This window comes from Sediminibacillus sp. JSM 1682029, from assembly GCF_041366435.1.
In the GTDB taxonomy this organism is placed as follows: domain Bacteria; phylum Bacillota; class Bacilli; order Bacillales; family Amphibacillaceae; genus Sediminibacillus; species Sediminibacillus terrae.
This window is the reverse complement of sequence record NZ_JBEWYY010000006.1, coordinates 31,065-45,170: the sequence shown is the minus strand read 5'-3', so window position 1 is coordinate 45,170 and position 14,106 is coordinate 31,065. Positions and strand designations below refer to the sequence as shown.

At 44.3% G+C, this 14,106-nt stretch carries 15 protein-coding genes and 1 tRNA gene; 10 read left to right on the top strand and 6 right to left on the bottom strand.

What is annotated here, in order from left to right; all coding sequences use genetic code 11:
- The first annotated feature begins 12 nt into the window (after positions 1-12).
- Positions 13-882 carry a ComEC/Rec2 family competence protein gene (locus tag ABVF09_RS11385; RefSeq protein WP_371069224.1) on the top strand — a complete coding sequence of 290 codons (870 nt, stop codon included), beginning with the start codon at positions 13-15 and terminating at the stop codon, positions 880-882.
- Between the two features lie 69 nt (positions 883-951).
- Here ABVF09_RS11385 and ABVF09_RS11380 read toward each other — a convergent pair whose 3' ends face one another.
- The gene (locus ABVF09_RS11380; protein WP_081704437.1) at positions 952-1,533 is read right to left on the bottom strand and encodes a hypothetical protein; all 582 of its coding nucleotides are present in this window, start codon (positions 1,531-1,533) and stop codon (positions 952-954) included.
- A 331-nt stretch (positions 1,534-1,864) separates the two neighbouring features.
- Between ABVF09_RS11380 and ABVF09_RS11375 the strand changes: the two genes are divergently transcribed.
- Positions 1,865-2,722: a dimethylarginine dimethylaminohydrolase family protein gene (locus tag ABVF09_RS11375; protein ID WP_371069335.1), complete on the top strand. Its 858-nt coding sequence runs from the start codon at positions 1,865-1,867 to the stop codon at positions 2,720-2,722.
- Positions 2,723-2,816: 94 nt separating this feature from the next.
- On the opposite strand, the gene ABVF09_RS11370 is transcribed toward ABVF09_RS11375, so the two are convergent.
- Positions 2,817-3,557 (bottom strand): YwiC-like family protein, encoded by a 741-nt coding sequence (locus ABVF09_RS11370; protein ID WP_371069223.1) that lies wholly within the window; start codon positions 3,555-3,557, stop codon positions 2,817-2,819.
- Between the two features lie 196 nt (positions 3,558-3,753).
- Between ABVF09_RS11370 and ABVF09_RS11365 the strand changes: the two genes are divergently transcribed.
- Positions 3,754-3,826 (top strand) — tRNA-Ala (locus tag ABVF09_RS11365).
- Between the two features lie 351 nt (positions 3,827-4,177).
- On the opposite strand, the gene ABVF09_RS11360 is transcribed toward ABVF09_RS11365, so the two are convergent.
- Positions 4,178-5,107 (bottom strand): manganese-dependent inorganic pyrophosphatase, encoded by a 930-nt coding sequence (locus ABVF09_RS11360; RefSeq protein ID WP_026770749.1) that lies wholly within the window; start codon positions 5,105-5,107, stop codon positions 4,178-4,180.
- A 515-nt stretch (positions 5,108-5,622) separates the two neighbouring features.
- Here ABVF09_RS11360 and abc-f point away from each other — a divergent pair.
- Positions 5,623-7,254, top strand: coding sequence for a ribosomal protection-like ABC-F family protein (gene abc-f / locus ABVF09_RS11355; RefSeq protein ID WP_371069222.1), 1,632 nt, complete (start codon positions 5,623-5,625; stop codon positions 7,252-7,254).
- A gap of 220 nt (positions 7,255-7,474) precedes the next feature.
- Here the strand turns inward: abc-f and ABVF09_RS11350 are convergent, their stop codons facing one another.
- Positions 7,475-7,678 (bottom strand): hypothetical protein, encoded by a 204-nt coding sequence (locus ABVF09_RS11350; RefSeq protein WP_153464527.1) that lies wholly within the window; start codon positions 7,676-7,678, stop codon positions 7,475-7,477.
- 193 nt (positions 7,679-7,871) lie between these two features.
- On the opposite strand from ABVF09_RS11350, the gene ABVF09_RS11345 reads away from it, so the two are divergent.
- Positions 7,872-9,050: a sensor histidine kinase gene (locus ABVF09_RS11345; protein WP_371069221.1), complete on the top strand. Its 1,179-nt coding sequence runs from the start codon at positions 7,872-7,874 to the stop codon at positions 9,048-9,050.
- Entirely contained in the window at positions 9,047-9,703 is a 657-nt protein-coding gene (locus ABVF09_RS11340; protein ID WP_371069220.1) for a response regulator transcription factor, read from the top strand. The genes ABVF09_RS11345 and ABVF09_RS11340 overlap by 4 nt, the downstream gene beginning before the upstream one ends.
- Here the strand turns inward: ABVF09_RS11340 and ABVF09_RS11335 are convergent.
- Complete coding sequence (locus ABVF09_RS11335; protein WP_371069219.1) at positions 9,700-9,885, bottom strand: anti-repressor SinI family protein; 186 nt, start codon at positions 9,883-9,885, stop codon at positions 9,700-9,702. The genes ABVF09_RS11340 and ABVF09_RS11335 overlap by 4 nt on opposite strands.
- Positions 9,886-10,127: 242 nt before the next feature.
- Between ABVF09_RS11335 and ABVF09_RS11330 the strand changes: the two genes are divergently transcribed.
- The 3 genes from ABVF09_RS11330 to ABVF09_RS11320 are packed head-to-tail and all read left to right on the top strand — an operon-like array spanning position 10,128 to position 11,907.
- A complete protein-coding gene (locus ABVF09_RS11330; RefSeq protein WP_026569350.1) occupies positions 10,128-10,454 on the top strand; it encodes a PadR family transcriptional regulator in 327 nt (108 codons plus the stop codon).
- Entirely contained in the window at positions 10,451-11,008 is a 558-nt protein-coding gene (locus ABVF09_RS11325; RefSeq protein ID WP_371069218.1) for an HAAS signaling domain-containing protein, read from the top strand. The genes ABVF09_RS11330 and ABVF09_RS11325 overlap by 4 nt, the downstream gene beginning before the upstream one ends.
- Positions 11,005-11,907 carry a DUF4097 family beta strand repeat-containing protein gene (locus ABVF09_RS11320; protein ID WP_371069217.1) on the top strand — a complete coding sequence of 301 codons (903 nt, stop codon included), beginning with the start codon at positions 11,005-11,007 and terminating at the stop codon, positions 11,905-11,907. Before ABVF09_RS11325 ends, ABVF09_RS11320 begins: the two co-directional genes overlap by 4 nt.
- 219 nt (positions 11,908-12,126) lie before the next feature.
- On the opposite strand, the gene ABVF09_RS11315 is transcribed toward ABVF09_RS11320, so the two are convergent.
- Positions 12,127-12,849 (bottom strand): hypothetical protein, encoded by a 723-nt coding sequence (locus tag ABVF09_RS11315; RefSeq protein ID WP_026569353.1) that lies wholly within the window; start codon positions 12,847-12,849, stop codon positions 12,127-12,129.
- A gap of 186 nt (positions 12,850-13,035) precedes the next feature.
- Between ABVF09_RS11315 and ABVF09_RS11310 the strand changes: the two genes are divergently transcribed.
- A complete protein-coding gene (locus tag ABVF09_RS11310; protein WP_237648687.1) occupies positions 13,036-14,085 on the top strand; it encodes a tellurite resistance/C4-dicarboxylate transporter family protein in 1,050 nt (349 codons plus the stop codon).
- Positions 14,086-14,106 lie beyond the last annotated feature (21 nt).

The following is a 14,106-nucleotide window of genomic DNA, read 5'->3' as shown; positions in this document are numbered from 1 at the left end:
GAGGTTTTTTATGTGGCGAGGCTGATTGCTGCTTTTATTTTGTTATATTTGGTTGTGATATTCCTCCCTTTTATGGTATGTGCAGCCGCCCGTCACGACTCGGATAACGAGCTGCAGGTGCATTTCATCGATGTAGGGCAGGGGGACAGCATCTTGATAGAAGCACCGAATGGGCGGAACATGCTGGTGGATGGAGGACCGCCTTCTGCAGCGGAAAAAGTGATTGGATATTTACGCGAAAGAAACGTAAAAAAGCTGGACCTGGTAGTAGCGACACATCCGGATATCGATCATATCGGAGGAATGGTCGAAGTGTTGAGTGAATTCGAGGTCAAGCATTTGGTCGACAGCGGAAAGCTATATACGACTGAAACTTATTTTCATTACTTACAGCAAATCAAAAAACAAAAAATTCCGGTGACGATTGCGGCCGGGGAAGAAAATATCGTCATCGATCCACAGCTGACCATCCGTGTTTTAAATACACAAAATGCTTTTAAAACAAATAATCAGTCATCGATTGCATTATCTATAAGGTACGGCCGTGTCGATTTTTTGTTGATGGCTGACGTGGAAACAATTCAGGAACAGCACATTTTGGATGCGAAACATTTGGATGCGGAAATATTGAAGGTTGCGCATCATGGAAGCGGCACCAGCACCTCGTTCGATTTTATCCGGGAAGTACGGCCGGAAACTGCGATTCTATCCTATAGTAAGGCCAATGATTTCGGGCATCCTGTCGACAGGGTCGTCGACTATCTGCAGCTTGCCGGCGCCACCATTTACTCGACTGCCAAGGCTGGGGATATTGTAATCCGGACAGACGGGAAAACCTACGACGTGGATGTTTCAGGTACGGACCGAGTTTTGACCTATTAAACGGTCCCGATATAAAAAAGGCTGGCTCCTTTACGGAACCAGCCTTGATCATTTCTGTTGCTGAAAACATTATTTGTTGTTATTATTGTTTCTAGAGCGACTGTTACCGCCTTTTTGACCGATTTCTTCATAGAATTCACGGTCATATTTGTCGCTAGTAGTTTTACCGCCTTTTTGGCCAATTTCCTGGAAGTGATCTTTGTCATATTTGTCGCTTACAGTGTTACCGCCTTTTTGGCCAATCTCTTGGAAATGGTCTTGACCATATTTATCGCTTACGGTCTTACCGCCTTTTTGACCGATTTCTTGAAAATGGTCTTGACCATATTTGTCACTTACGGTGTTGCCGCCTTTTTGGCCGATTTCCTGGAAGTGATCTTTGTCATATTTGTCGCTTACAGTGTTACCGCCTTTTTGACCGATTTCTTGGAAGTGTTCTTTGTCATATTTGTCGCTTACAGTGTTGCCGCCTTTTTGGCCGATTTCCTGGAAGTGATCTTTGTCATATTTGTCGCTTACAGTGTTGCCGCCTTTTTGGCCGATTTCTTGGAAGTGGTCTTTGTCATATTTGTTGCTTACAGTGTTACCGCCTTTTTGACCTGCTTCTTCTACAGACATCTTATTGTTTCTGCGTTTGTTATTGTTTGCCATCTTTATCTTTCCTCCTTTAAATTGTTTTCACTACTACGAGTTCCACGTATGGACGCTTTTAAACTTTTCTTCTTCTAAGAGGCTACGTTTGATTCAATAATCTTACTTAATTTGGAAAACATATAAGCCTGTTTATCTACTTGTCTTCTGCGGCAGCCGGGGGAAGGTTGGAATACTTGCCAATGTTTCCACTATTGGTTTATACTTAAATGTTAGAAAATTCAATCAAGTAAATGGGCTGCCTTGCGGTTTTTGATGATAAGGAAGAGGGAATATCTCCTTATAGAAGTCAGTATATTATTCCAAATGATAATGGAGGTAACCCGAGTTGATGATAAAATCAGAAGAAAAGATCATTGATTGCACGACAGAATACCGAAAGTTAGAAACATTATTCATTTGCAGGCCGAAATATATGGAAATCACCGAAGTTATTAATGAAACACAACGGCATTATATTAATGGTAATATCGACGTCGATTTGGCAATGGAACAGCATGAGACATTTGCCCGTATATTGGAAAAACACGGAGCGGAAGTTATCCGTCTGGAGCCGGAACATCAGCTCAATGAACAAGTTTTCACCAGGGACATCGGTTTCTGCATTGGCAGCCGATTGTTTTTATCGGAAATGAACACACATATCCGGGGCGCAGAAGTAGACGTATTGAAACAAAGCTTGCAGGATAAAGGCATTTCTTATCATCGTCCTTTTTTACAATCCATTGAAGGCGGAGACGTCATGGTCGATGGTGATAAAATCTGGGTCGGCATCAGTAAAAGGACGACCAGGGAAGCGGCTGAGACCCTGCAATTACAGCTGGGAAATGATTATCAAGTCATCCCGCTACCCATTGACGATAGCATTCTTCATCTTGATTGCGCTTTTAACATCCTTAGTCCCGATTGGGCTTTGATATACCCGGATGCATTTGCTCCCGCAGATTATCAAAAATTGAAAGAAAACTATCATCTGATTGAAGTTACCGCTGCAGAGCAATTTTCCATGGGCACCAACGTCCTTTCCATCGGTGGAGGTAAAGTCATCAGCATGCCGCAAAACAAGGATGTCAATGAAAAAATGCGACGAACCGGTTTCCAAGTGATTGAAGTGGAATTTTCCGAGATTATAAAATCGGGTGGGTCTTTCCGATGCTGCAGTCTCCCGGTTTACCGGTCCAATAGCTGATGATAAAAAAGAAGCCGCCATGATTGGCAGCTTCTTTTTTATGCATCCACTTCACCAGGCGCTTGATCTACTTCCAGGTCAATCTATCGTCCTTTCACTGGAAAAAAACTTCTTCAGATAGAACGATGATCAACATTAGCACAAAAAAGAAAACGGAATTGAGGATTTCCAAGATGCCGATTTTTTTAATAGAAAGTGTTTTTTCAGGCAGCAGCCAGGCTCTTAATAAACTCGGAAAGTAAGCGACACTCAGCCATATTCCTCCGATGAAAAAGCAGCCAATCGTCAGTAAAAGATGATACCCCCAGGAGAAGTACAGGAACTGCCGGTTTTTCTTTTCCCTGATCATCGTTTTCACATAAAAAATACTGCCGAAAAAGAATAAAAAGTTATAGGCAGCCAAAACAAGTGCTGCTGGTTCAATGGTACCCATACCGAGGAAGTAGCTGCCCACTCCGCCGATACAAAAGGTAATCACGGCCACTACATCATTGAGGAACGCTCTTTCCTTTTTCTTTTTGGCAAAGTAAATGTTGACCAAAAACAGCGGAAGCATGGCAATGCCGAAGAGTATCAAACGCCATTCCACCAAGAGTAACGGGAGCAGGAACAGCAGGGCGGCAAGGCCGAACAGAATCGCTCCTTTTTTATAAAGGGAGTTGTTCCGTTTCTTCTTGAATACCATGATAAACGGATAAGTTGCCAAGTATAAACAGAGCCACCCCAGAAACAAGGGGATATGCCAGAATGTAAAGCGGCCGGCAATGGCTTCGAGAAAGAATGGGATGATCAGCATTGCCCAGGCGCCGTGCTGTTTGGGGAATAATTTTTTCATTTTATAAACTCCTTTGAAGGAATCGGTTTTCTTCTATTATGCAAGATTGAATGGAAGGTTAATGTGAGAAATATCACAAGCTGGGAAACAACGGACATAGACAGCCAAACAATTTTTGCTTAACCACTTGCAAAATAGCTCGGTAATGATATATAATACTTCTTGTCTGAGTCAAACAGCACTACTAATCGAATACGGGGCATTAGCTCAGCTGGGAGAGCGCTACACTGGCAGTGTAGAGGTCAGCGGTTCGAGCCCGCTATGCTCCATCACTCAACCCCTTGTCTATCAAGGGGTTTTGCTATGTGTGCGTTTTTAGTTAAAGATGGGATTTATCCTTTTGGGGACGAAATGTTGACGTTTTTTCTAAAGGTGCGTAAATGTGGAATCCTTTCTTCCTACATGACACTCTGAAAGTCGTTAAAACTGCAGCCTGAATTCGATATCATTTTTGTTGTTCCTTATCTGTTATGAAGTCTGAATGAGTATATCATTCTAATATAAAAAGGCATCCATACGATCTTAATGGACGCCTTTTATTTTTATATTTAGTAGTTCTAGCGGAAAATTGACATTTTATCTGTTTCCATTTGCCACAAAGTTCCGCTTTCATGGTTTATTCAATCCGCAAATGCGTTAGTAAGTGGAGGAACAACCTGTTTTTTACGAGAAACAATCCCGCTAAGAAAAGTTGTATTGTCTTTTAAGGTAGTCGAGAAAGCTTGTTCAAATTTGTGTTGTTCTGCTCCTAAAGCCAGTACAAGCGATTCGCTGGTCAAAATATCAGTAATCAATAATACGAACAAATCCAGATCATTGTTTTCAATTTTCTCCGAAATAGCATTTTTTATCTCTTCACTGCGGGATTGGACATTGCTTGTATCCACCACATTTATTTGAGCGATTTCTACGTTTGCACTTCCCATTTTGAATAGCTTAGCGTCAATTGAAATGATGTCTGTCGGATCGAGATTTTCTGTCCCGGCTCCGGCTTTTAATAGCTCCATGCCGAATGTTTCCATTTCCACATCCGCCAATTTGCTGAGTGCCAACGCAGCTTTACGGTCTGCCTCGGTCGTGGTCGGGGATTTAAACAACAATGTATCCGAAATGATTGCTGAGAGCATCAGCCCGGCAATGGCTGCATCCGGCTCTAACTCATGTTCTTTATAGATTTTATAGAGGATGGTCGCGGTGCATCCTACAGGCTCGGTGCGAAAATAGACAGGTTGATCGGAAGAGAAGTTGGAAATGCGATGGTGGTCGACCACTTCAACGATATTCACTTCTTCCAGATTGTCTATACTTTGTGAAGGTTCGTTGTGATCCACTAGAATTACGGCGTGATTTTTTCTCAATGGTTCTGCTGCTAAATCAGGGGCCGGAACCGAAAATGTATCAAGGGCAAATTGTGTTTCCTTTGAAATGCTGCCGAGACGTACCGCCTCTGTTTTGTATCCGAGACTGTTTTTTAAATCTGAATAGGCAATGGCAGAACATATTGCATCTGTATCAGGATTTTTATGACCAAAGATTAAAATAGTATCCACTTTTCATTATCCTTTCCAACCAATTGGTATGGTTTATGCTTGCACTAACTATATTGCTATAGATGATGATCATTGACAAATATTTTTCCGGTAATATATCGTGTAGGTGAAACCTGATTCTCCAGCACACTCTATATAAAGAATAACGACCGAAAAAAATAACAACCACTATTTCAAAAAAATCAGCCAGCATTTTCAAAAATCAATAACCGTTTTGCCACGCTCCTTCTGCTATGCTATACTGAACGTACTACAGACGAAAGGAATGATGGGTGGACAATGAAGAACTAATCTTATTCTCAACTGTTTGAAATAGCATATTTCAAATCACACGAAATAGGATTAGTCTGCCCATTATTTTATAACAGTAAATAGCTGGTATAACATACAGTTTATTTGATATGGCACCGGTATGGCTAATCCTTCCAACTTGCTTGGGAGGATTTTTTATTTGGCCGCTTTACAAGGATGCTGGCCGTGTGGAAGTCCTCCCTTTACGGAAAGGGATTGATAGAATGACCGAAATACTGAAGTTGAACAGCCTGAGCTATGAAGTGAAAAACATAAAGTTGTTTGAAAAGGTGAATGCCAGTGTGCTGCAGGGAGAAGTCATCGGAATCATCGGCAAAAACGGTGCCGGGAAATCGACGCTGCTGAAGCTGATCAATGGAGATATTGCGCCGACAAGCGGCCATTTACAGCGACTTCAGCAGCATATCACCATCGAAATGGTCGAGCAGGAAACAGAAAAACATATGGGGCAAAATATGACCGCGGATGAAGGGAAACTGCGAAAAAAGTGGCAGGTGCCGGATCACGAGTATGATCATTACAGTGGCGGGGAAAAACTGAAGGCGCGGCTTGCGGCAGGTTTTTCGAAAAACGTGCAGCTGTTGTTGCTGGATGAACCGACCAACCATCTGGATCAAAAAAGTACAGAACTTTTATTAGAGCAGATGAAAAGCTACCGCGGCACCATCATTCTCGTATCGCACGATCGTTATTTTTTAGACGAGGCCGCCACGAAAATCTGGTCATTGGAAGGAAATGTGCTTATCGAGCATTCAGGGAATTATTCCAGTTATATGGAGGTACGCAAGCAACGCAGGCTCACCCAGCAGCGCGAGTATGAAAAGCAACAAAAAATGGTGGAACGGATCGAGGGGCAGATGAGCGAACTCACTTCCTGGTCGAAGAAGGCGCATGCGGAATCGACGAAAAAGGAAGGATACAAGGAATATTACCGGTTGAAGGCGAAGCGAATGGATACCCAGGTAAAGTCCAAGCAAAAACGGCTGGAAAAAGAGCTGGAGAAAAACAAGGTGGACGCTGTCGAACCCGAATACACGGTCGATTTTTCCATGAAGGCCAACACCAAGGTCGGCAAGCGCTTCCTGGAAGTGAAGGGTTTGTCGAAATCATTCCCCGGCAAAACGCTGTTCCAAAATGCCCGCTTTATTATCCAGCATGGAGAAAAGCTTGCCATCACCGGACCGAACGGCAGCGGAAAAACGACTTTGTTGAACATCATCATGGGCAGAGAAACGGCGGAAGGCGAGGTATGGATTTCACCCGCAGCAGATATCGGCTACTTGACCCAGGAAGTATTCGATTTGCCGCTTGACGAAACACCGGAGCAGTTATTTTACCGAAACACGTTTAAGGAGAGAGGCAAGGTCCGGAATTTGATGAAGCATTTAGGCTTCTCTGCTTCCCAGTGGACAGAGCAGATTTCCGAGATGAGCATGGGCGAGCGGGTGAAGTGCAAGCTGATGGATTACATTTTGGAGGAAAAAGATGTGCTCCTTCTGGATGAACCGACCAATCATTTGGATTTACCTTCGCGCGAGCAGCTGGAAGAAACGTTAGCCCACTATAACGGGACGCTGGTAGTCGTATCACATGACCGTTACTTCCTGGAAAAGACGACAAATGACAAACTCGTCATAGCCGATCATCGAATTAAAAAGCAAGGCAATATAGTATCCTCCAAAGCGGATGAGCAGGAAGAATTGCGGCTGAAACTGGAAACAGAACGACAGGAAATACTGGGGAAACTCAGTTTTATGACGCCAAGTGACAAGGAGTATGCAAAGCTTGATGCAAAGTTCCTCGAGCTTACCCGACAGATCAATCAGATGCGCTGATGCATGATGCAGAGCCGCTTCTCTTTTAGTAAGTTAGAGAGGCGGCTTTTTTTGATGGTACAGCCAAGTATGGAATTTGGTACAATGAAGAAAGGGTTGAACCGGGAGATTGAGAGGGATCCCCTACACTGGATTCCAAGTCAAATGCAATGCGGCGGTTGTCTTCCAAACTATTAGAGAAAAAAGACTTCCTCCACAAGAAGTTCCTCCAAAAAAATGCTCATTCTTTCGTGAGTGTATTTCGTTTTTTCTGTGCCTGCCAGGTCGAAATCATACTGGGCACGCCAGCCATCATACTAACCAAAAAACTCCACATCACATAGTGCCATTCTCCCGTGAGGAGAGCCACACAAATGAAAAACACGAACTGACCGACAAGCGCAAACCAGGAAGCAATCCAGGCAAACCGCAAGTTTTCTCTCATCCCATCCTCCTATCCGGACAATGCAGTCCAATCGATTGTTCCGTCTTTGATAACTCAAGCTTACCATATAGCTGTAGGGGTGACCATTTTTATAAAATAAAGCAATTGTAAAATTTTTACGTTTCATCCGGTTTTTATCTGAATTTTTTGTTAAAATAAATAGAGGCATTTATTTATAAAGGGAGGGAAAGAGATGGGCCGTAAGCTGGAATGGAAGATCGACTTGGGTATAGTACTACTTCTTTGTTTCATTACCCCGCTGTTTGCCATGGATCCCCAGGCACACCCTGTATTGCTGTATTCACTCGCTGTCCTGTTAATCTTTTCTTTCATCTTCCGGAATTTTTTTGTTTATATAGATTTACGGACCAAGGCAGGAGGGGCCATTCTATGGAGTCAGCTCTCATTGGCATCCGCCATGACAGTGATCGACCAGTCCTTTATATCGCAAATTTTTTTGTTGTTCCTTGTGGGGGAAGCTGCTTTTTATCGGAGGAAGTATGATAGTTTCGCTTATGCTGCAATAGCCTATCTATCTTTTGTCGTTGGCAGGTTTGTCGTATTTGATTTGCCTGCTGAGGATATATGGGGGATTGTCATCCCGAAAAGCTTGGATTTTATTTGCTTTTACGGGATCAGTTATTTGGCTAAATACATAGCTATACAAAAGCGACAGCTCTCCAAAGCACACAACCGCATGAAACAGGCGTCCATTCAACTGGAAGAGACAACGCTTCTGAAAGAGCGCACAAAAATATCCAGGGAAATACATGATACAATCGGTCATTCGTTTACGACCGCAATCATGGGCATAGAAGCCAGCAGAAGAGTGTGGAAACAAGACCAACAGAAAGCGGGGAAGCTTCTGGGCGATATAAAACAGCAGCTGCAAGCAGGATTGGACGATGTCCGGAAATCGGTCCGAATGCTGAGCGATCCATACACTCCGGAAAATGTCACAGAGAAGCTCATCGATCTGATTGAAAATACGAAAGACAGGACGGGAGTGATCATTGTTTACGATATAGAAAAGCTCGATGGCAAGCTTAATCCAGACCAGACGTTAGTGGTTCACCGTGCCCTGCAAGAAGGGTTGGCCAATGGATTGCGTCACGGAAGAAGTACACAATTCCGGTTCAACTTGAAACTGCACGCTGAAAGGGTCGTTTTTCATCTCGCAGATAATGGAAGCGGCTTTTCGGTGAAACGGACAACGCCTGGCTTTGGGCTGATGGGAATGGAAGAGCGCGTCCGGCAGCTGGAGGGCGAGTTTCAAATCGAATCTGAACCGGCAAAAGGGACAGTCATCACCTTTTCCTTTCCGGTTGATGCAAATGAAACAGAAAAATTGCAAGCAGGAGCGAGTTTATGAATCCTATAAAAGTATTGATTGCTGATGATCAGCCTGTCTTTTGCGAAGGGCTGGCAGTCTTGCTGGAATTGGAACCGGATATCAAGGTGGCAGCTTGTGCGGCAAATGGAACGGAAGCGGTCAAGTTGGCTGAAAAGCATCGGCCTGATGTCGTGCTAATGGACCTTCGGATGCCGAACATGGGCGGCCTGACAGCGACAAGAATCATAAAATCGGATTTTCCCGGAATTCAAGTCCTGATGCTGACGACGTTTTCCGAGGATGAATATATTGCAGAATCGGTAAAAATCGGTGCATCCGGATACCTCTTGAAAGACGCGGACACAGAACAGATAATCCGCGGCATCAGGGATTGTCATGCCGGCCAATTGCTTTTACCTTCTTCGTTTCATTCCATGCTGGCAGGTCAGCTGGAAGCAAGGCGACCAGCAGATTCACGTCCACCTTTACCGGCTGGCGTGCTGGATGCACTGACCAGGACAGAGGATGATATACTGGGATTGCTTTTGGAAGGTAAAAAGAATAAAGAAATTGCCGAACAACTCTATTTATCTGTTGGAACGGTCAAAAATTACCTTAGCGGGCTGTATAAAAAGTTGAATGTCCGCAGTCGCAGAGAGGTTTTGGCCTTACTAAAAAATCTTGAAAACTAGCTTCTGGCATTTTCCAAAATCGATTTGCCCGGACGGTTTGCTGAATTCCTGCCGTTATACTGCTTCAAGTATTGCTGCAGGAAATCGCGAATTTCCTGCGAAGTCATTCCCAGTTCCGCTGCTTCCTGGATCAGTTCCAGCCATTCCGTATCGATATAGGACTGTTTATTATCGCTCAACATGCTCATTCCTTCCGGTTGGGTGTTCTTATTGTCATTTTAAAAAATTGCCGAATGCGTGGATAGATAATAAAAGTAATCGAAAGGTCATAAAGGTCACGTTTTAAGAAAGAATTCGAATTTTAGTATGTACGTAAATATTTTTATTTTACTACCTTGCAATGTTCACTACTGAATGATATTCTATAGTAGATCATAGATGACCAACCAAGAATATAAGACAACAAGCACAGGAGGAGAGCCCAGTGAATGTTCAGTTCAAAAAAGGAGCATTGGAACTATGCGTTCTCGTTTTAATCTGCAAGAAAGAACAGTATGGTTATGAACTGGCACAAAATGTGGCAAAGTACATTTCCATTGCTGAAGGGACCCTTTATCCATTATTGAGAAGGCTGACGAAGGAACAATATTTGGACACCTATATGTCGCCTTCAAGGGAGGGTCCGGCCAGAAAGTACTATAAACTTTCCGAGAAGGGAGAAGAAAGGATGGAAACACTCATAGAAGAATGGAATCAATTTACGGTCTCTGTCAATGGATTGGTCCAGGATATCGGGAGGGGAGAAGCGTGACAAAAGACATGTTTTTGAAAGAAATCGACAAACGGCTTAAAGGTCTCTCCAATAAGGAAAAAGAAGAGATATTGTTCGACTTCGAAGAGCACATAGATGCTGCATTATTGGAAGGAAGAGATGAACGGGAAATCATGGAGGGGCTGGGAAACCCGACTGCAATTGCAAGAGAGTTGTCTGCAGAAGCGAGTCTGAAAATAGCAGAACAGGAACGTTCCATCCCGAATATTGGAAGGGCGGTCATGTCTATCATCAGTGTCAGCCTGATCAACCTCCTCATTGTGCTTGGCCCTGCCCTCGGTATTTTGGCCTTGTATATCGGTTTGTATGGAGCGGCTGCAGCTTTGTCGCTTTCCCCGTTGGTTTTCCTTTTCAAGGTTGTGTTTCTGCACTCCTCCAATCTGTTATTCGATTTCTTTGTATCCATTACGCTGGGCAGTTTCGGAGTGCTTTGTAGTATCGGTTTGTGGAAAGTAGGAAAATGGCTGTATCGTTTGCTGATCAAGTATATGAAGTTCAACTTTTTATTAATGAAGGGAGAAGGTTACAAGTGAAAAAATGGATTGTGTCCTTGTTGACAATACTGATTGTCGGAATCGCAGGGATGATAACTATTTACCTTACAACGGGTATTTCCCGTGCATCCGTCATAGCGGAGGAGAGCTTTCAGGCAGGTGAAATAACGCGCATTCAAGTTGCGGCAACTTCGATGAATGTGACGGTGAAGAGCCAGTCATCCAATCAAATAGAGGCAACGGTGGAAGGCGACGTCTTGGAAAAAGACCAGGATGAGCAACTATACCAAATGGAGCAAACGGATGATACACTCATGATCACCCAAAAAGAGAAAGAGAACCGATTAGGTTTTTTTCCGTGGGACACGGCAAAAAAATTGCATGTGACGGTAAGCGTTCCGGAAGGATTGTATGACAAAGTTTCGCTCGAAACAACTTCAGGCGATATTGTCCTTGATCATGTAGAAACATCCAGTGCGCAAATCACCTCTACTTCAGGCGATGTGGATCTGACCGGGAACAAGATAACAGACAGCCTGATGATGGAGGCGACAAGCGGAGATATACAAGCAGAGAAAAATACAATCGAATCTGCTTCCATCAAAACAACCAGCGGTACCATCACTAATAAGCAGGTTGAAGGATCGCGGTTCAAGTACGAAGCAACCTCCGGTGATGTTGTACTTTCTCATTCAAGTGAAGTGGAAGAAGTGGATATCAAGACTACCAGCGGTGATGTGTCGGCCGAATATGGTTTACCTCAAGACCGATTTGAAGTTGATTTTCAAAGCAGCTCGGGCGATGGGCGTGTTTCAATGGAAGATGTTTTGTTTGAAGAAAAATCCGAACACAATATCCACGGTTTCATCGGAGAGAATCCTATCCACGTATTGAAGGTCAGGACGAATTCAGGTGACTTTAAATTGAAAGGAAGGTAACTTCACAGGCAATAATATGGCGTTGCTGCCAGTGACCATGCAGGATAGAAGACAAGACAGGCGGGTGTGATTTGCAGTCATGCTGTGAGCCGGTTTTTAAATGAGAAAAGGGACTTCCCGGTATGAAGTCCTCTCTAGCTCCTTTTCATTCACTTTTGGGAGTGTTCCGGTTTCGCTGCGCCTGCCAGGTCGCCATCATACTCGGCACCCTCTTGCCATTTACCAGTCAAAGATATACTTTAACGTCAAGGTGATCGCTGTATGGCTCAATGCCCCGATTAAAAAGGCCGGCAAATGGGCGTTTTCTTCGGAAGGGAGTTCTTTTTTCAACACATTCAAAATCATCGCCCCGGAAATGAAGGCATAAACGAGAGCCAGAACGAAAGGCGGAAAGGGAATGGCGATCCCAGCCACCCAACCAGCGAAAATACCAAAAGCCAAAATGTAACGTCCGAATTTCTCATAGCGGCCGGCATCTTCACGCCACAGGTCATGCGAGACGGCCATGTAGTGAAATCCTACTGCCACCCCGTAGAAAGCTGCTTCCACTCCTTCCATATCCGTCCCGAATACAATAAAAGCGATCAACATGTTATAGACGCAGAAAAAAGCGATTTGAATCCAAAAGAAGCGGCCTTCTCCATTTGGATGCTCCCTCTCCGCTTTGTCCGCCGCCTTGTGAATGGCATAAAAGACAATCACGCCGATAAGCCCGATGAAGTATAGTTCTGTTTCCATCGTCAATCCGCCGGCTTTGTCACCGTAATCCTCCTGCTGTTTATGAAGGGAGGGCAAGACATAGACGAATACATAAGAGACAGCGATCCCGCCGGAAAAAGACAGCCATCTCGCAGGGCCCAGTCGGGAGGAAGCGATGATTTTGTTGGAAAACAATTGGACAATCAAGTAAGCAATTCCGATGATGATACTGCCTGCGGACACTGGGTTTCCTCCATCCTGAGAGATTTTCGTTATTTCATTGATTCCCCGGGGACTTAAACGGTAAACCGGAGGGAGGAAGACAATCGCTTCCCTTTGCGGAGCGGCACCGTACGATTTACAATAAGGGAAGTGTCTTATTGTGAACTACAGGACGGCATAGCAGGAACAGAATAGTAGGTGAACAGTGTGAAGAAGTTTATCAAACAAACAGCAGCTGGATTGTTCCCGGGTTATTTCGCCATGGTCATGGCGACCGGGGCCTTGTCGATCGCTGCAGAAGTCCTTGGCATGGAGTGGTTCGCCGTTGCTTTATTGGTTTCGAATGTAATCGTTTATGCGTTGCTCTGGCTGTTGACGTTTATTCGGCTGATTGGATTCTTTTCGCTCTTTGCCGCTGATTTCGCCAACCATGCGAAAGGTCCGGGCTTTTTTACATTGATTGCCGGTACATGCATGCTTGGCAGTCAATGGATAATCATTACGGAAACTCCTTTTTTGGCAGCCTGTTTGTGGGGATTCGGTTTTATATTATGGTTGGTCATCATGTATAGCTTTTTTACCATCGTCACGGTGCGACAAGCCACCCCCACGCTGGCAGCAGGGATAAATGGCGCCTGGCTGTTAGCAGTCGTGGCAGCCCAGTCTTTATCCATTTTAGGCAGCTTGTTGGCTGAAACGATGGGTACCGGCAAACAAGTGATGCTGTTTCTTACTTTGAGCCTTCATTTGGCCGGTTGCATGCTATATCTCATCTTGATTACGCTGATTTTTTACCGATTTATTTTTCTGAAGATGGAGCATGCGGAACTTACCCCGCCATATTGGATTAATATGGGGGCAGTGGCAATCAGCACGATGGCTGGTTGTACTCTTTTGCTGCATGGCGGTGGCTGGCAATTGATTGAAACCATCCGGCCGTTTCTGACGGGATTCACTTTATTCTTCTGGGTTTTCGGAACATGGTGGACTCCGCTGCTGGTGATTTTGTTTATCTGGCGGCACTTGTACCATCGTTATCCGCTAAGCTATGAACCGCAGCAGTGGGGGATGGTGTTTCCGCTTGCGATGTACACAATCAGTACATTTTATTTAGCGACTGTACTCCATCTGGAATTTTTGTTCTTCATCCCGGAAATCATGGTATATGTCGCCTTGATAGCATGGCTGGCGGTAACGATTGGATTGCTTCGACATGTAGTCAAAAAGTATCGTACTAATGTGGCAGATGGAAAGTAAACATAGCTTTACAGATGAAGG